This window comes from Vulcanisaeta sp. JCM 16159, assembly GCF_001316265.1.
GTDB lineage: Archaea > Thermoproteota > Thermoprotei > Thermoproteales > Thermocladiaceae > Vulcanisaeta.
On the sequence record NZ_BBDN01000005.1, the window covers coordinates 109,821 to 125,978 of the forward strand.

23 protein-coding genes and 1 pseudogene are annotated in these 16,158 nt (G+C 44.3%); 14 read left to right on the forward strand and 10 right to left on the reverse strand.

Annotated features, from left to right (window positions below; all coding sequences use genetic code 11):
* Positions 1-4: 4 nt before the first annotated feature.
* Positions 5-439 carry a hypothetical protein gene (locus JCM16159_RS06120; RefSeq protein ID WP_054857270.1) on the forward strand — a complete coding sequence of 145 codons (435 nt, stop codon included), beginning with the start codon at positions 5-7 and terminating at the stop codon, positions 437-439.
* Here JCM16159_RS06120 and JCM16159_RS06125 read toward each other — a convergent pair.
* Complete coding sequence (locus JCM16159_RS06125; protein WP_054857271.1) at positions 426-1,544, reverse strand: TIGR04053 family radical SAM/SPASM domain-containing protein; 1,119 nt, start codon at positions 1,542-1,544, stop codon at positions 426-428. The genes JCM16159_RS06120 and JCM16159_RS06125 overlap by 14 nt on opposite strands.
* A 106-nt stretch (positions 1,545-1,650) precedes the next feature.
* Here JCM16159_RS06125 and JCM16159_RS06130 point away from each other — a divergent pair, with 106 nt between their 5' ends.
* The 8 genes and pseudogenes from JCM16159_RS06130 to JCM16159_RS06160 all read left to right on the forward strand — a co-directional run bounded on the left by JCM16159_RS06130 (position 1,651) and on the right by JCM16159_RS06160 (position 7,744).
* Complete coding sequence (locus tag JCM16159_RS06130; RefSeq protein WP_054857272.1) at positions 1,651-2,889, forward strand: radical SAM protein; 1,239 nt, start codon at positions 1,651-1,653, stop codon at positions 2,887-2,889.
* 69 nt (positions 2,890-2,958) lie between these two features.
* Positions 2,959-4,158, forward strand: a complete 1,200-nt coding sequence (locus JCM16159_RS06135) for an MBL fold metallo-hydrolase (RefSeq protein WP_367834343.1) — start codon at positions 2,959-2,961, stop codon at positions 4,156-4,158.
* A 182-nt stretch (positions 4,159-4,340) separates the two neighbouring features.
* Positions 4,341-5,695 (forward strand): annotated as a pseudogene (locus tag JCM16159_RS06140) (RuvB-like helicase).
* A gap of 54 nt (positions 5,696-5,749) precedes the next feature.
* Entirely contained in the window at positions 5,750-6,208 is a 459-nt protein-coding gene (locus JCM16159_RS06145) for a hypothetical protein (protein WP_243666103.1), read from the forward strand.
* Between the two features lie 108 nt (positions 6,209-6,316).
* On the forward strand, positions 6,317-6,589 hold the full coding sequence (locus tag JCM16159_RS15380) for a hypothetical protein (RefSeq protein ID WP_243666104.1): 273 nt from the start codon (positions 6,317-6,319) through the stop codon (positions 6,587-6,589).
* A gap of 14 nt (positions 6,590-6,603) precedes the next feature.
* Positions 6,604-7,029 (forward strand): DUF47 family protein, encoded by a 426-nt coding sequence (locus JCM16159_RS15385; protein WP_243666105.1) that lies wholly within the window; start codon positions 6,604-6,606, stop codon positions 7,027-7,029.
* Between the two features lie 149 nt (positions 7,030-7,178).
* On the forward strand, positions 7,179-7,472 hold the full coding sequence (locus tag JCM16159_RS06155; protein WP_054857273.1) for a hypothetical protein: 294 nt from the start codon (positions 7,179-7,181) through the stop codon (positions 7,470-7,472).
* Positions 7,473-7,477: 5 nt separating this feature from the next.
* The gene (locus tag JCM16159_RS06160) at positions 7,478-7,744 is read left to right on the forward strand and encodes an HAD family hydrolase (protein ID WP_243666172.1); all 267 of its coding nucleotides are present in this window, start codon (positions 7,478-7,480) and stop codon (positions 7,742-7,744) included.
* A 118-nt stretch (positions 7,745-7,862) separates the two neighbouring features.
* Here the strand turns inward: JCM16159_RS06160 and JCM16159_RS18855 are convergent, their stop codons facing one another.
* Entirely contained in the window at positions 7,863-7,985 is a 123-nt protein-coding gene (locus JCM16159_RS18855; RefSeq protein WP_367834344.1) for a hypothetical protein, read from the reverse strand.
* Positions 7,986-8,020: 35 nt separating this feature from the next.
* Positions 8,021-8,245 carry a roadblock/LC7 domain-containing protein gene (locus JCM16159_RS06165; protein WP_243666106.1) on the reverse strand — a complete coding sequence of 75 codons (225 nt, stop codon included), beginning with the start codon at positions 8,243-8,245 and terminating at the stop codon, positions 8,021-8,023.
* Between the two features lie 97 nt (positions 8,246-8,342).
* Between JCM16159_RS06165 and JCM16159_RS15390 the strand changes: the two genes are divergently transcribed.
* Genes JCM16159_RS15390 through JCM16159_RS15405 form a run of 4 tightly spaced genes read left to right on the forward strand, consistent with a single transcriptional unit; the run spans position 8,343 to position 10,442 of the window.
* Positions 8,343-9,398 carry a xanthine dehydrogenase family protein molybdopterin-binding subunit gene (locus JCM16159_RS15390; protein ID WP_243666107.1) on the forward strand — a complete coding sequence of 352 codons (1,056 nt, stop codon included), beginning with the start codon at positions 8,343-8,345 and terminating at the stop codon, positions 9,396-9,398.
* Positions 9,399-9,428: 30 nt separating this feature from the next.
* Entirely contained in the window at positions 9,429-9,659 is a 231-nt protein-coding gene (locus JCM16159_RS15395) for a hypothetical protein (protein WP_243666108.1), read from the forward strand.
* On the forward strand, positions 9,656-10,048 hold the full coding sequence (locus JCM16159_RS15400) for a molybdopterin cofactor-binding domain-containing protein (protein WP_243666109.1): 393 nt from the start codon (positions 9,656-9,658) through the stop codon (positions 10,046-10,048). The genes JCM16159_RS15395 and JCM16159_RS15400 overlap by 4 nt, the downstream gene beginning before the upstream one ends.
* Positions 10,032-10,442, forward strand: a complete 411-nt coding sequence (locus JCM16159_RS15405) for a molybdopterin cofactor-binding domain-containing protein (RefSeq protein ID WP_243666110.1) — start codon at positions 10,032-10,034, stop codon at positions 10,440-10,442. The genes JCM16159_RS15400 and JCM16159_RS15405 overlap by 17 nt, the downstream gene beginning before the upstream one ends.
* A 16-nt stretch (positions 10,443-10,458) precedes the next feature.
* Here the strand turns inward: JCM16159_RS15405 and JCM16159_RS06175 are convergent, their stop codons facing one another.
* From JCM16159_RS06175 to JCM16159_RS15425, 7 genes are all read right to left on the reverse strand, one after another.
* Positions 10,459-10,821, reverse strand: a complete 363-nt coding sequence (locus tag JCM16159_RS06175; RefSeq protein ID WP_243666111.1) for a hypothetical protein — start codon at positions 10,819-10,821, stop codon at positions 10,459-10,461.
* Positions 10,802-10,960, reverse strand: a complete 159-nt coding sequence (locus JCM16159_RS15410) for a hypothetical protein (protein WP_243666112.1) — start codon at positions 10,958-10,960, stop codon at positions 10,802-10,804. Before JCM16159_RS15410 ends, JCM16159_RS06175 begins: the two co-directional genes overlap by 20 nt.
* Positions 10,961-11,074: 114 nt before the next feature.
* Positions 11,075-11,617: a hypothetical protein gene (locus tag JCM16159_RS06180; RefSeq protein WP_054853023.1), complete on the reverse strand. Its 543-nt coding sequence runs from the start codon at positions 11,615-11,617 to the stop codon at positions 11,075-11,077.
* 108 nt (positions 11,618-11,725) lie between these two features.
* Positions 11,726-12,217, reverse strand: coding sequence for a hypothetical protein (locus JCM16159_RS06185; protein ID WP_243666113.1), 492 nt, complete (start codon positions 12,215-12,217; stop codon positions 11,726-11,728).
* Positions 12,218-12,402: 185 nt separating this feature from the next.
* Positions 12,403-13,485 (reverse strand): MMPL family transporter, encoded by a 1,083-nt coding sequence (locus JCM16159_RS15415; RefSeq protein WP_243666114.1) that lies wholly within the window; start codon positions 13,483-13,485, stop codon positions 12,403-12,405.
* The gene (locus JCM16159_RS15420) at positions 13,449-13,934 is read right to left on the reverse strand and encodes an MMPL family transporter (RefSeq protein WP_243666115.1); all 486 of its coding nucleotides are present in this window, start codon (positions 13,932-13,934) and stop codon (positions 13,449-13,451) included. Before JCM16159_RS15420 ends, JCM16159_RS15415 begins: the two co-directional genes overlap by 37 nt.
* Positions 13,925-15,229, reverse strand: coding sequence for a hypothetical protein (locus JCM16159_RS15425; protein ID WP_243666116.1), 1,305 nt, complete (start codon positions 15,227-15,229; stop codon positions 13,925-13,927). Before JCM16159_RS15425 ends, JCM16159_RS15420 begins: the two co-directional genes overlap by 10 nt.
* A 40-nt stretch (positions 15,230-15,269) precedes the next feature.
* Between JCM16159_RS15425 and JCM16159_RS06195 the strand changes: the two genes are divergently transcribed.
* Positions 15,270-16,139 (forward strand): ABC transporter ATP-binding protein, encoded by an 870-nt coding sequence (locus tag JCM16159_RS06195; protein WP_054857275.1) that lies wholly within the window; start codon positions 15,270-15,272, stop codon positions 16,137-16,139.
* Positions 16,140-16,158 lie beyond the last annotated feature (19 nt).

Sequence of the window (16,158 nt, forward strand, 5' to 3'; positions counted from 1 at the left end):
TACTATGAATATTACCTGCAGTGAGGTTCATTGGAGGCTTGTTGAGTTGAATATGGATCACGCATGTGGATTAGCAAGCATATTGAAGGTTATTGGTGAGAGACTAGGTATTCTTAGTATCCCGGATGTGGTTGATGTCATGGTTTACGGTAACTACGAAACCGCTAAACAAGTACTGGGTAACTCGGTGGTTCTTGAGAGGTCTCTGGTTCCGGGGCTTTTCTCACGCGCAATTCTCATAGGTGGTATTCCCTACGCATCTATTGAGGATTTAATTGTGTCCGTAGTTGTTAATGGGGATACACCATGGTACGTGGACATAGTCCGGGAATTAATGAGGAATAATAATGTGAGGAATAGCCTGAGGTGGGAGTGGATTAATGAAGTGCTTAGTAGATTCGGCGTTACAAGGATTTTCAACGAAATTATTTTGCAGTAGGTTCATAGATACAGGCCGGGTCTGAGGCTAGGGGATCCCCCAACTCTGTAAATGCCCTTGCCCTTGAGCCACCGCATACGTTCTTGAACTCGCACATGCCGCATTTGCCGTTGAACCTAGCCTCCCTTATAGTCCTCAATACTGAGTGTTCCTTATACACTCTGACTATGTTATCCTTCCTCACGTTACCCAGCGTGAGCGGTAAGAAGCCGCTTGGGTATATCGAGCCGTCGCTCGCCACGAATATTATCCCATAACCATCCCTAGCCGGCGTGAAACTCGGCGGCTTTGCAATGCCTGATGGCTCGCCCATTAACTCCCTGAGTTGTTTTGTTAATTCCCAGTATAGTTTACCACCCTCATACTTAATGCCGGAGCTTCTCTGCATAATGACCCTCCTGAAGAAGGGTGCTTCCACGGTCCTTATTGGCAACCCGTAGAGTGATGCGTCGTATAGGAATTGAACAACATCCTCGGTCTCCCAGGGATCCAAGGGCTCGAGTTCCATACCCCTACCCACGCGTATTAGGAAGAAGACCTCCCACGCATTGGCCCCGCTATCTTTAACTATTTTAAATACCTGGGGTAATTCATGAACGTTAAGCTTCATAACGGCCGTATTGACCTGGAACTCAATACCATAACTCCTCAGCTTATTAAGTACCTCCAGCGTTGTCTTAAAGACGTCGATCCTCTCCAACGCTGTCCTTCTAATGTAATTATGAGTCTCAGGCCTGGCCCCGTCCAGGCTTATTGATACGGAGCTCACACGACCCTTTAACTCCTTGAGTAACTCATCATTAAGTAGTTTTGTTGACACGGCGGGAGACAGCGCCACTGGGATTCCCAGCGACCTTGCATGGTCTATTAGCTCCAGTATGTCATCCCTCATTAATGGATCACCACCGGTGAGTATCAGTACAGGGTATGGTCTGCCGAACCCTGTCAAATCCTCTATGAATTTCTTAGCCTCCTTAGTACTTAACTCAGTGGGTAATGGCTTAAGCAGTGCGTTGGCTCTGCAATGCCGACATGCCAATGGGCATGCCTTCGTTGTCTCGTAAAATACCAGTAATGGTTTCTCCTCAAGTGGCCATCTATGCATTGCGTTGGGTTCAAGCCCCTTATTTAATAACTTACTTCTTAGTGTTATTTTACATACATGGGCAAGCAAGATTTTATACTTGGTTAGGTACCTGTCAATTGATTAGATGATTAACATAACGAACTTAGTGGTGGGGAGTGGCACTGTGAGTCTCTCTATTAAGGGTCATGACTACGTGAGAAGTGATAGGGAGTTCACGGACATTAGTAGGCCGTTAATATTCTGGAACATCACGTACAGGTGCAACCTAAAGTGCATTCATTGCTACATAAATGCAATCCAAGGCCTATCAAGGGATGAATTAACTACTGAGGAGGTTCTTAGGGTCGTTGATGACGCCCATGAATTGAGGACCCCCTTACTCATTATCAGTGGTGGCGAGCCTCTAATTAGGGAGGACATTACTGAGGTCATGAAGAGGGCTAGTGATTATGGTATAAAGGTTTCCCTCAGCACTAATGGTACGTTAATCACCAGGGATTGGGCTTTAAAGCTTAAGGAGTTGAATGTTCAATACGTAGGGATAAGCATTGACTCGCCAGTACCTGAAATCCATGATAAAATAAGAGGCATCACTGGTGCCTGGGACCTGGCAATTAGGGGTATTAAGAACGTGATGGAGGTTGGGATGCCCGTCGGTATCAGGACAACCGTTACCAAGTTAAATATTGACCATGCGCCTGAGGTTGTTGAGCTGGCGCATAGGTTAGGCATTTCGAGGGTGGCCTTCTATCACTTAGTACCAAGTGGTAGGGGTAGGGGCATCATTAATTTATTACCAAGCCCCGAGCAATTACTGAGGTTCCTAACGAGATTAATCGATACTGCTAGGAAGTACCCTGATGTCGAGGTATTGACTGTGGATAACCCAGCCGATGGAGTTGTTGCGTCGTTGCTGGCGAGTAGTGATGAGGGCGAGTTCATGGATAAGTTAAGGCTTGTGAGTAGGATGGGAGCGTGCAGTGCCGGTAGGAAGGTTATGTCCATTTACCCCAATGGCGATGTTTACCCATGCCAATTCTTCAATGATAAACCAATGGGTAATGTTAGGAGGGAGAGATTAACCGAGATTTGGCTTAGGCCCAAGGTAAACACTGAGCTTGTGGTTAGGCTTAGGGAGAGAAATTACGGCGGCTCACCGTGTATGAGGTGCCCATACCTAAGATACTGCGGTGGTTGTAGGGTTAGGGCTGAGGTTCTCAATGGCGATGTTTGGTCCATGGATCCACTATGCACCATGAACTCGCTACTGCGTTTATGGAGACTTGGTGAGGTTGATCTAAGGCCCTGGCAGGTAAGGGTCATGAAGGAGTTTGAGGAATCGTTGGGTATTAATGGTAATTAAATAATCCTTAATTTAATTTATTGTAATAACAAAGTACATAAACCAGTTATTTATTGGCTACTTGAGTAAATGACTGATTTAATAATCAAGGTTTTAGGTGGTGGAGGCGAGGTCGGTAGAATGGCTATTTTCGTTAAGGATGCCAATTCAGACAAGGGTTTCCTCTTCGATTATGGCGTTAACTTTGATGAAAATGATAGACCCGTAATGCCCAGTCATGTTAGGCCCAGGGACATAATGGCAGTATTCCTAAGCCACGCCCACTTAGATCATTGTGGTGCACTGCCGAGCCTATACGTCAGCTCGCCACCGCCTGTATATGCCACACCATTAACGCTTGAGCTTGCAGACATCATGTTTAAGGACGCCATTAAACTGAGCGGTTATTACCTGCCCTATGAGGATGAGGAGATCAAGGCCGTGCTTGACCACGCAATACCCGTGACCTATGGTGAGGATGTTGACATATCAAAGGATGTTAGGGCTACGATAATAAACGCCGGCCATGTGCCGGGCAGCATGTTAACCTTACTGGAGATAAATGGTGCCAGGGTACTATTCACGGGTGACTTTAACCTATCACCATCAAACCTGCTGCGTGGTGCCGATATTAATAATGTGCCTAGGGACGTTGATGTGGTCATTATGGAGGGTACGTACGTAGCAAATACACACCCGCCCAGGGAGGAGGTTGAGAAGGAGTTCATTAGGGTGATTAAGGAGACTATCGAGGGTGGTGGTTCAGTATTAATTCCCGTACTTACAATCGGTAGGGCCCAGGAAATACTAATAACGCTTTATAAGAATGGTATTGACTACCCAATAATAATTGATGGCTTGGCTAGGGTCGCCAATCAAATAGTGGCTAAGTACCCTCATTACCTGGCGAATCCCGAGCTTTATCTTAAGGCTGTGGAGAATAGCCTTGAAATCACCACGGACTACCAGAGGAAGTCGTTAACCAAGGAGCCCGTGATAATAGTCTCGCCAGCCGGTATGCTGAAGGGAGGCGCCGCTGTTTATTACCTAAAGAAGTTGGGTAGGGATAGGAGAAACGCTGTGATACTTCCAAGCTACCAGGCGCCGGATACACCTGGCTTTGAGTTATTAACGAGAGGTAGGGCATTCATTGATAAGGTCGAGATTGTGCTTGAAGCAAGGCTTTATTGGTTTGACTTCAGTTCACATAGTGGTAGGGCTGAGTTGGAAGCATTCATTAATCACTTCAGCCAGATACTAAGGTTCTCCTCGTTCATACGGATGCGATAAAGGCTCTTCAATTCCTTGAGAGGCTGAAGGTTAAGTACGGCATTGATAACGTACATATGCCAATTAATGATGAAGCATTATTAATGCATGTGGGTAGGTAAATCCTTTCGGTTAATTAATCATTATCGTTAATTCCATGCTGAAAGGTTTAAAGGCTATATATTTTAACTTCGTTAATTGCTATGTCCCAGATAAGGATTGAGGAGGTGAAGCCAACCTTCGAGAGGGTTGGACTACATAGTCACATCAAGGGTTTAGGCGTTAGGGATGGTAAGGTGCAGTTCTCGGCCGATGGCTTCGTTGGCCAGGTCGAGGCTAGGGAAGCGGCTTACTACGTTGTTAAGATGATTAAGGCCGGTAAGTTTGGTGGTAAGGGCGTATTAATTGTCGGTCCACCGGGCACCGGTAAGACTGCGCTCGCCATAGGCATTGCCAGGGAGCTTGGTCCTGACACGCCGTTTGTGCAGATAAGCGCTGCTGAGGTCTATAGTATGGAGGTTAAGAAGACGGAATTCCTGACGAGGGCCCTTAGGAGCGCCATTGGTGTTAGGATTAGGGAGTGGCGTAGGGTGTACGAGGGTGTTGTCAAGAGCATCGATATTCAATACGGTAAACACCCATACAACCCATACGCCCAAATACCTAGGAGTGCCGCCATAACCCTGGCCACGAAGGACGAGGAGAAGAGACTTAGGGTCCTGCGGAGATCGCTGAGCAGTTAATCGAGCTTGGTGTTGAGGAGGGTGATGTTATTTGGATTGATGAGGAGACTGGTAGGGTGTTTGTTCAGGGTAAGGGTGAGGGTGGTGAGACTTACGATATTTACGTCAAGAAGAAGATTGAGGTTCCTAAGGGCCCCGTATATAAGGAGAAGGAGATCACGAGGTTCTTCACGCTCAATGACTTGGACATATACCAGGCTAGGCAGCAGGGATTGCTCAGCGCCATGATATTTGGCTTTGCGGCTGAGGAACGAGAAATCCCCAATGAGGTTAGGAAGGCCGTTGATGAGTTCGTGTTAAAGTTGATAAATGATGGGAAGGGTGAGCTTGTGCCTGGTGTACTGTTTATCGATGATGTCCACATGCTCGATATTGAGACCTGGGCCTACTTGAGTAGGGCCATGGAGAGTGAGTTAAGTCCAATACTCATCCTAGCCACCAATAGGGGTATAACGAAGATTAGGGGCACGGATGTCGAGTCGCCGCATGGTGTTCCTCTTGACATGCTTGATAGGCTGATCATAATTAGGACCAAGCCTTACACGGCTGATGAAGTTAGGGAGATCATAAAGATTAGGGCGAGGGAGGAGAAGGTTTCGTTAGCCAATGATGCACTTGAAGAGCTGACGAAGGTAGGTACAGAGGAGAGCCTTAGGTACGCAATACAGTTGTTGGCGCCTGCCCAGTTGAGGGCTCAGGAGGTTGGTCACAAGGAAATTACCAAGGAGGATGTTGAGTATGTTAAGAAGTTGTTCCTAAGTGTTAGGGAGAGTGTTCAGTATGTTAAGGAGTACGAGAATTACTTCCTACGTTAGAATTTCTACACTCAAGAAAAGTTAAGGTTAAAAAGGCAATAAGCAAAGCCGATTATGGGGGTACTCATGCTTGGCCTTAACGATGTCGTTCAAGCAATATACATGGTGACGAGGGTCGTGACTGTACCCGTTAATATACATGCAATAGTGTACTTAGCCGGTAGGGATTGGGCGATGTTCGAGAGGGATGGTTCATACGTCATTTATAAAACAACGGATACCCAGGGAAACCCAGTAACGATTAGGTTAAGGGTTAGGGAGATGGGGTCGACTGGAAGTCATTATTACGAGGTTTACGGCATGGAAATGCAGTTTAAGTACTTGGGCCAGGATTTCTTGGCCATATACCCAGTAAGTGGCGGTTTTAGTAAGGCCAAGGTTGATGACAAGTATCTACTGGACATAAGTACCAAGATTAGTGGTGAGCCGTGCATAGTGGCCCTAAGGATTGGTCAAGTACCTGCCATATGCAAGCAGATTGGTAAGTTCTACCTGGTCATTGTCAGGGCATAATCAGCAGCGGCGTTCCAGCATCATCGATCTGCTGGGTTCATCCTCATCACACTGAACTAATAGGGAATTGGTTTATATAACCCTTGGCCATACTTTTTGCCCTAGAGAATGTCGAGGTTTATAAGAGACTTTTGGGGAAGAATATTATCGCCACTCTACGTGGGGGAGAGGGAGTTCCTGAGTAGGTTGGTGGTTCATATTGAGCTTAGCCAGAGGGCCATGGCAATACTTGAGGATATGGTGTTGAGCGCCGTTGAGAATAACAGCGTTAGTAAGACCAAGGTTTCCGAGGGAATGAGGGAAATAGCGGCTCTTGAGCGTGAGGGTGATGAAATCGTTAGGCAAATAAACGATTCAGTACTCAGAGCGCTGTTCCAATAACTACGGCATCAATTATGGATACAATACTGAATAAATCGGATGATATACTTGATGGGATCCATGTTATATCGAGGGAGTTAAGACGTACGTATTACCTATGCAATACTGAGCCCGTTAGGAAGTTCCTAGGTGAGGAATTCCTGGAAATGCTTAGAATAGGTAAGGAGGCCTTGAGGATGCTCCTTGAAATGATAAATAATCTCGATAAAAAGAGCTTTAGTGATATAAGGGTCATGGTCATGGGCATACAGAAGCTTGAGGAGGAGGTTGACGACATAAAGGACTCAGTCCTGGATAAGTTGTATTCCGATGCAAGGGAATTAACCTACGTTGAGTTCATGAGCAGCATGAGCCTAATATTCGGCATTGATGACGTACTCGACTCAATAAAGGATATAGCCTATATGCTATTAACATTAATTAGTACGTATGGCGCCTAATAATGTGATTTGTGTAAATGCCGTATTATTTGACTATGATGATACGTTAATAGACGCCAGGGAGGCAAGGGATAACGCAAGGCGTGCAGTTGTTGATTTTTTTGTCGTTAGTGAGTGGCCTTAATAAATCACATGTACTTGATACAGTCATGAATATTGAGAGACAGATGGAGGTTATTGGTCAATTTAATAGGAGGGTTTGGTTTAGGGAAGTAGCCAGTGTATTGGGGATTAGGCTAAGTGATCATGAAGTTAATGAACTTGTGAAAACGTACTGGGACTCATGGCGTTCAGGGAGTAAGTTATTTTCCGACGTCCTACCGACCCTGGCTAAATTAAGGAGGTGCGGCTTAAGGCTTGGGATAATTACAAATACTGATGGCGAGCTGGGCTTAAGAGAGATAGAATACGCAAGGATGGTGTTTACGAATTATTTGACCTAGTAATAATTGCTGGAGATGATACGAAGCATGTCAAGCCACACCCAGAACCATTTATGAAGGCTTTGCAAGTCCTCGATATGCGGGGTAACGAAGTCATTTATATTGGTGATAATGTGAGCATTGACGTACCTGGAGCAAAGGCAGCAGGCATGCGTGTGGGTATTATTAATAGATATAACGCAGTGGATCCTGGGATTAACAATTATAAAGATGTAAGGCCGGATTTCATAATTCAGTCACTAACGGAATTGCTTCAATTAATTGGGTGCTAACGCCCGCCGGCTTATTTTAGCGGGTTGATATAGTGCTCAATATGATGGTGCTATTTATATATAATACAATTCATTGCAATATTAAGGATTAATTAGTATTTATTTAAAATAACTTTGCTTACTCAACAAGGATCTTTGTCAGCTTATCCTTCAATTTCTCTATTTCAAGCAATATTAACCCTAGGTTTGGATCCGGCTTTGCTATTGCAGTTAGGATTAAGTCCTTGCTTATTGGAGCCACTAATAACGTATTCCTGGTATATTGGGATACACTTATTATTGATTCACCAAGCCTAGCTCTGCGCCTAGCCTATCCATTGTGCTTCTGGCTATTGCAACCATTGCACTAACTACCTTTGCATTAAATTCTCCACCAACCTTAAAGGCCACTGGTAATCCATCACGCCTAACAACCAATGCACCAACAATATCCGGAAATACCCTATTCATGAATTCCTCCAGCGCATCCACAACCTCCTTGCCTACACTGGAACTCATCATTGTACATTTTTTTTCAATCCTTAAAAACCTTTCTATCTAATCTATCTAACGAGTGGCCATACTCTTTAAAAGCTCTCGTTATTCTATAGCGTTTAAAATGCCAACGAGGGAGCACCTAGACATCGTAATGGGGAATTCCCAGTACATAGATGATGTTAAAATAGATGATATGGCTTACCTTCATGTAATTAGGTCACCATATGCACGCGCAAAGGTCTTAAAGATTGATTCACCAAGCAACAAATCTTTACTTTTTCTAACCGCTAAATCTATTGGAAAATTATTAATGCCCGCAATGCCAACATCCAATGCCAGGATTGTCAGAATGCCCGTGTTACCTAACGATACCGTGAACTTCATCGGTCAACCAGTGGCGGCCGTGGTCACGGAATCCAGGTACTCACTTGAGGATGTGGTTGATGAGATATCTATCGAGTACGAGCCTCTGAAACCCGTGGTTACCATAGATGATGCGATGAAGAACGAGGAGATAATACACCCGGAAATAGGCACGAATATTTCCCTGGACACCGTGTTAGAGGGCGGTAACCTTAACGTGTTTAAGGACGCGGACGTGGTTATTGAGAGGGAAATCGAGCAAGCCAGGCTAGTTGCCAACCCAATGGAGCCCAAGGGATGCATTGCTTACTATAATGGCGATAAACTCCTTGTTTACGCATCGACACAATCAACATTTAGGGTCAGGTCGGACCTGGCGGAGGTTCTTGGATTGCCCATTGATAAGATCGTTGTTAAGGCGCCTAAAAATATCGGAGGAGCCTTCGGTAATAAGACGCCGGCTTACCCCGAGTACGTACTTACTGCAATAGCTTCAATGAAGTTAAGAAGACCTGTTAAGTGGATCGAGACAAGGACCGAGCATCTAAACAATGCGACCCAGGGCAGGGGAGTTAAGTCGAGGATGAGACTCTACGCTAAGAGAGATGGGACAATACTGGGTATTGAGGGTGAGGTCATCGTTAACTTAGGTGCTTATAACTTCACGATAAATGCCTCATCGCCAATATTCATAGCTAACCTATCCACGGGACCCTATAAAATGCTCGCTGCCAGGGTCAGGGCGATTGGCGTCTTCACAAACACACCGCCCTCAGGTCCATACCGAGCGCGGGCAGGCCCGAGGCCGCGTTAATTCATGAGACCCTAATTGATGACCTAGCCGATGAACTCGGTATGGACTGTCGAGGTTAGGAGGAGGAATATAATCAAGGACGGTGAGACCTACAAGTCACCTCTAGGTCTTATGATTGATCCCGCCAATTATCAATCAATTCTCGAGGATGCGGCGAAGCGTTATTACGAGTTAAGGAGTAGGTATCCAAATAAGGGCGTTTCCATCGTTGTTTTTGCTCTATACGTGAGCACGTTTGGAGGTGAGGGTGTTAAAGCATGATTGGCAATGGTAAGTTGAGGCTCATAATAGGATCTCGACCGCAGGGTCATGCCCATGTATCAGCATTTACCAAATACGCCTCCGAGGTCTTTGGGATTCCTGAGGAACTTATTGAGGTTGTGCCTGGTGATACGGAGACCCTTAATTACGGTGTTGGCACATTCGGTAGTAGGAGCGCTACCGTGGTTGCGGCCGCTATTACTGAATTGGCGGAGAGGGTGGCGTCGAGATTATCAACAATGGGTCTGTCGTTGATTGATGCCATTAAGTCTAGGGGCATTATTATTGAGGAAGAGGTTGATTATAAACCAAGCATTGCCATACTTGCGCCAGGCGCTCACGTAGCGGTTGTCGATTTCGACCTAGAGACTGATGGCCAATGTAATTGATTACTACGCTGCCTATAACGTCGGTAAGCCACTTCTTGAGGAGGAGATCGAGGCACAGCTTCATGGTGGCGTACTCCAGGGAATTGCACAGGTACTTTGGGAAGGCGCAATATATGGTGATGATGGAACACCACTTCATACGACGCTTGCTGATTACGGATTGCCAAGTCCTTCTGACGTGACGTATAAGGTATTGACTAAGGGTTTGAATACGCCATCAATACTGCCCGGCGGACTTCGCGGTATTGGTGAGGCTGGTACCACGGGCGCGTTGGCAAGCGCATTCCTGGCCCTTGAGAAGGCGATAAGGGCTAAGACAGGTATTAGGATCAAGCTTAATAGAACGCCGGTGACGCCATCATACCTGCACAATCTAATTAATAATCAATTTTAATACCTAGCGTTTAGGATTATTTTGTTGTTTCAAGCAATGCCTTAAAGAGCGTTACTGGGAATGCGCGGTCCATGCCGAGGTAATCAATGAGTAGTACGTATAATTCATACGGCAGTGCACCGGCCAGTATTGTCCTTGCCACGAAGAATTTCGCGTCAGCATCACCACACATCTTTATTGCCTCCGCTGCCTGAAGCGCGGTGAAAGCGGCGTATATTCCAGGGTTAATGCGGTACACCGCGAATATGGATAGTATGCTGTCTGCATATTCGCCAATGTCTGTTGTGCCTATGAGCTTCTTAATATTTTCCTGAATCTCGGCAAACTTGCTTATTAATGCGTTAATGTCATTTGATAGTTCAGGGAATATCTTGAGCAATGTGCTTAATGCATTTTTTTGTTATGGTATCGTAATTCTTTAGTATGCATTCACTTGGTTTCACGTTAAGGTTTGTTATAATTAATTGGACGGTCTTCTTTATCTCCTCCTTCACGTCGGTATTACCTGTGCTCATCATTAGAGGCCGTAGTAAGGGGTATTTAAGTATTAGCAGTAGAAAGAAGAAAAATCAACTATAGCATTTAATAGAATTATAGATTAGGGAAAAATTTAACGTATAAATCAAATATAATTAACCCCTGGTTTCACTATTGTACTTCTCGAGTAGTGCCTTAAGTAGGTTTATTGGGAAATTGTGGTCTAGGCTTAGGTAATCAAGCAGCAGCCTATACAAATTATTTGGGAGTGAGCTGGCTAATAATGTCCTTACTAGGAAGAACTTTGCATCGGAATCACTGCAGATCTTTGCCGCCTCCATTGCCTGCAGCGCCGCAAATACTCCATAAAGTCCTGGGTCGACATTGTATGTAGTGAATATCGTCAATACGGCATCCGCGTACTGTGCTGGGTCCTTAATCCCTACGAGTTTTCTACTGGCCTCCTGGATCTCCTTGAACTTGCTCGCCAATATGTTGAACTCGGTAGATAGTTCTGGGAATAACTTAAGCACTTGGTTCATTGCGTTCAGGGTTATTGTACCGTAATTCTTCAATAGGCAGTCGCTTGACTTTACCTCCAGGGCCGATGTTATTATGCGGGCAATATAACTGACAATCTCCTTCACATCAGCACTACCTGGTATACCAACTATCGTACTCGGTCCTGATGCGTCCATTATATTTATTAGTAATTGAATAAATATAAATGTTAAGTAATTGAAATAATGCTACTTATGCATTAGACTTAAATAAATACTGTTACAATTATATCATGCTTACCGTGACTAATTTGAATGATTATTCACGTGTAGAAAGTGAAGAAAAGAGAACCTACCTATAATTGGTATAAGTGCCACTGACGAGATTACAATAATAGGCTTCCAGGGAATTAAAGCCCTAGGCGCCTCCAGCTGTATTCTCATATTCTCAATAACATCACTAATGCACCGGCCCAACGGCTTAATACATACCCTTCTTTCTCTCACAAAATGCCTTAGTGCGTCATAAACCTCATAGACGATATTGAACCTAGGACCAATGATATGCTGCAGATACTCCCTACTAACTTCGATCTCGGTCTCTATCACCCCATCACTGAAGATCCTCGTGTGGATTTCCCATGGCCCATGAATTCTCATTACTAAGCTATACACCTCGCCCTTATTTACTGACAACATTGTTTTTCTAAACCCACTGTTTATTAGCCCCATTGCTGCATCATGTACTCTATAGGGAGGTATCTTGATGATGAATATGGGGTTTCGTGAACCCCTCATTATTAGATTAAGAGGTATTCTATATCTTGTTCCATCCTCAAGACGTACAAGCCAGCAGGTAAACAATGTAGGTACTCCCTATAGGTAATAATCAACGTGATCCTTTAAATTCATTTCTACATAATTAAATTATGAATGAGGAGACTTCATAGTCCTACTTTTCATGAGAAGTAACTGGTTTTGGCTTAAGGTTCGGAGGTGGAGGAAATGGCCCCTATAGACTTATTGTAAAATGGCCACCAATTCCACTTACCAAGCAGAACTATTATAGCCGGCACGAGTAGCGGCCTGACTATGAATGAATCGATGATTACCGATGAAGCCACCGCGAGGGCTACTTGCTTGAGTATGTAGATGCTTGATAGTGCCAGGGAGGCAAAGGCCATGGCCAGCACCAAGGCTGCGCCCGTTACCACGGGCCCCGTAACCTCAACGGCCCTGACTATAGCGTCCTTATCACTTAATCCATTGCTAATCTCCTCCCTGAATCTGCTGACTATGAATAGGTCATAGTCAGTACCAACACTCAGCAATAGTGATATTAAAATCACCGGCATTAACCAATAGGTCTGTATCCCCATTAATTCCTGAAATACAAATATCGTTAGCGCCAAGGACCAGGTGATGCTCATGAGGACCGTGGCTACGAGTCTTAGTGGTATCATTACGGATCTCATATAAATTGTGAGTATAACAATGTTTATGGCTATCATTACGTAGATTATGAGACCGTAATACTCACGCTCAAAGCCAAGCACGAAGTAATACTTATCCGCAGGTGACCCTCCAATCAATACCTTGGACCCGTACTCCCTAGCCACCTCATTAGCCACCTCCCTTAGGCTTAGGTATATTGGTATAAGTTTGTCGGATAATGATTGTTGGTTAACCGTGGCGGTTATTATATACATGTCTGACCCATTGTATGATAGGGCTGCGTTTATTACATAGTCCTGTCCCTTAATGGCATTGAGCAACGCCAAAGCGGCTGACTTATTGCCATAAATCACCAAGTATGCTGTTGAATAATCATAATTCCTGAAATAATTGATTAATAGGCTAAGCCCAACCTTAGCCGGCGTATTAGGCATGACTTGCACGGGGTCTGTGGTTATCCTAATGTTTAGCAATAAGTATGTGAGGGCTAAGGCAGTGATTGCCAGGAATATGGTCACGACTAACCTCGGCCTATCAACGGCGAACTTGGCCATCCTTGAGAGAAAGGCTGTCCTCAACTCAACGGACTTTGCCTCAATCCCATGGGCCATAGAACGCCATCGCCAAGTAACCTCATGAATTCGGGCAGTATTACCGCGGTTGCCATTACCGTGAATGCCACGGCAATTATGAATCCAATGCCGATGTCCTGTATGTAGCCATACCTCGATATTGCGAAGCTGCCAAGCCCAAGTCCAACAACCGACGCACTGGCTAGTATTGTTGGTCTAATGCGGGATAAAACAATACTCAATGCTTTATTCTTATCACGTTCCCTGATCCTCTCCTCTAAGTACCTACTAAGCATGAGCATGCTGTAATCGACACCTATGCCAAATATTACTGGGGCTATCATGTAAACGGTTAGGTAGTAAAGCTTGAAGTGTATTGCCCAGTTGTAGAGTAGCCCGAGGGATGCTAGGTATGTTAGGCCAAGTATTGTCAATGACATGACCGGGCCCACCAGGGTACCGAGCATTGCAATCATTGTTACGAACACGAGGCTGCCGTGGTCTTATCGATGATATTTACATCGTTTGTGACCATCTCCTGAAGTTCGTATAGAATAACATCAGTGCTCACTGGGTATACCCAGTCCTTCTTTGTTAGTAGGTCATAAATTGTGTCCTCGTAATTGCTCGGTAGTGAGATGAAGGCTACGGTGTACGTATCATTTAGAAACTTCTGGGTTAGGTTGTCAGGTAAATCGAGAATGCTTGGCGGCGGATGCTCCTGCATTAATGCGTTGGTTACGCTACTTCTTATTTCATTCAATACCGTATTTACTACCGATGTATCATTGCTGCATGTTAATTGATAGATGTATGGCGTCAATATGGTGGATGTGTCGTTTATATACTCTTGTATTAGTAAGAGCCTTAGTAGTTTCATGTCCGTGTTTGGCCCTATTAATACGGCAATCCTAAGGTCCGTATAATTAATATCATTATTAAGCAGCACGTCGTATGCATACCCAGTTATATTGCCTATGTTAATTCCTGGATACTCCTGCTGAATTATGTACTCGTAATTCATTAGTAGGATACCCGTTATATTTTCTGAAACTAATTTATACGGCGATGGCCCATTGCCAATATTACTAATTAATTGAGTAAGTGTTCTATTGGCTAGTTCATTTATGTAATTGTCATAACGCCCGTACTTAATTTCGTAGTCTTTTGTCGTTAAATAAAATAATGTAGTTAATGATGCGTTTGGGTATTTTTCCAGGTAATAGTCCTCAATTTCATAATAAAGGAGCTGCGCATAATCTATTGTTGCGTTAAACTTGCCGCTAATATCGTTACTAAGGTTATAAACCATGGAATAATACTCTCTATTCAGCCGTATTATTGATGAGCATTCATTATTTAATGACCAATAGAGACTCCATACACTGCCGGTTTCGTTATTAATTATTTCGGCAGTGACGTTATTTATTGTTTCATTATATATCGTGTATGCGTCATTATATACCGTTAATAAATCAGTAATTGTTATGTTTGGTGCATCAACCTCCCTAATAATACTATTTACGTAATTTAAGTGGTCTTTAATGCCCATTGTACTGTTGCTGTTCAACTTGACTACAACAACCAGTGTTGTCTCGTTGGAAGTACCTATGTACTTATTAACTAGGTTGTCGACAATCACCGGCTCTACGTTATCCGGCATTAACTGCATCTCATCGTATGTTAGTACATTAAATACACGGAATGAGTAATGGGCTAGGTAAATCATAAGAACCAGCCAGGCCATAATTATTAATATTGATAGGCGACTCCTCGATATCATTCTCAATAAGGATTTTAACCAGTATTAAATACCATTCCCCGTGAGGAGCAATGAGGAGGTCGTTAGGCTCGTTAATGTCAGTAAGAGGTATTACCTGAGTAGTAGTGTTTATGTTGATGCATTAATTAATGTGAACCTAACAATCAGGGGTAGGGAAATAGCAATCATAATGGGGCCCAGCGGGTCTGGTAAGACCACGTTGATGAACATAATGGGTACACTTGATAAGCCGTCTAGTGGGCAGGTCATTATTGACGGCATTGACGTTACTAACATAGATGAGAAGTATTTATCGAAGTTCAGGCTTGAGAGACTGGGTTTCGTATTTCAACAGTATAACCTGGTTTCGCAATTAACTGCCCTTGAGAATGTGATGCTACCAATGCTATTAACGGGTAGGTACACGAAGGACGAGGCTAGGGAGAAGGCCAGGCTGCTTTTAGACCTTGTTGGTGTCGGTGAGTTTGCGAATAATAAGCCTAATCAATTAAGTGGCGGCCAGCAGCAGAGGGTTGCCATCGCCAGGGCTCTGGCTAATGACCCATCATTTGTGATTATGGATGAGCCGACAGGGTCCATAGACCTTGCCAGTTCGTACATGATCCTGGACCTAATTAAGTTATTGAATAAGGCCGTAGGCGTCACCTTCGTGATTGCCACGCATAACATGGAGGTTGCGGCAATAGGTCATAGGATCATTTACCTTAGGGGTGGTAGGATAATGAGTGAGAGTGACCTTGCAAGGATTAAGGAGGAGTTCAGTAGGCTAAGGGTTGATCAGGTGGCCGTGATTAAGTCGTATCTTAGGATACTCGATCTTGAGGAGAGGAGGTTGAGGAGGCTGGGTCAGGATTTAAGTGAGATAGAAAGGAAAAGGAACCTAGTAAATAGTTTTATTGGGCCTATATAGGGAATTAGGTTTAATTAAT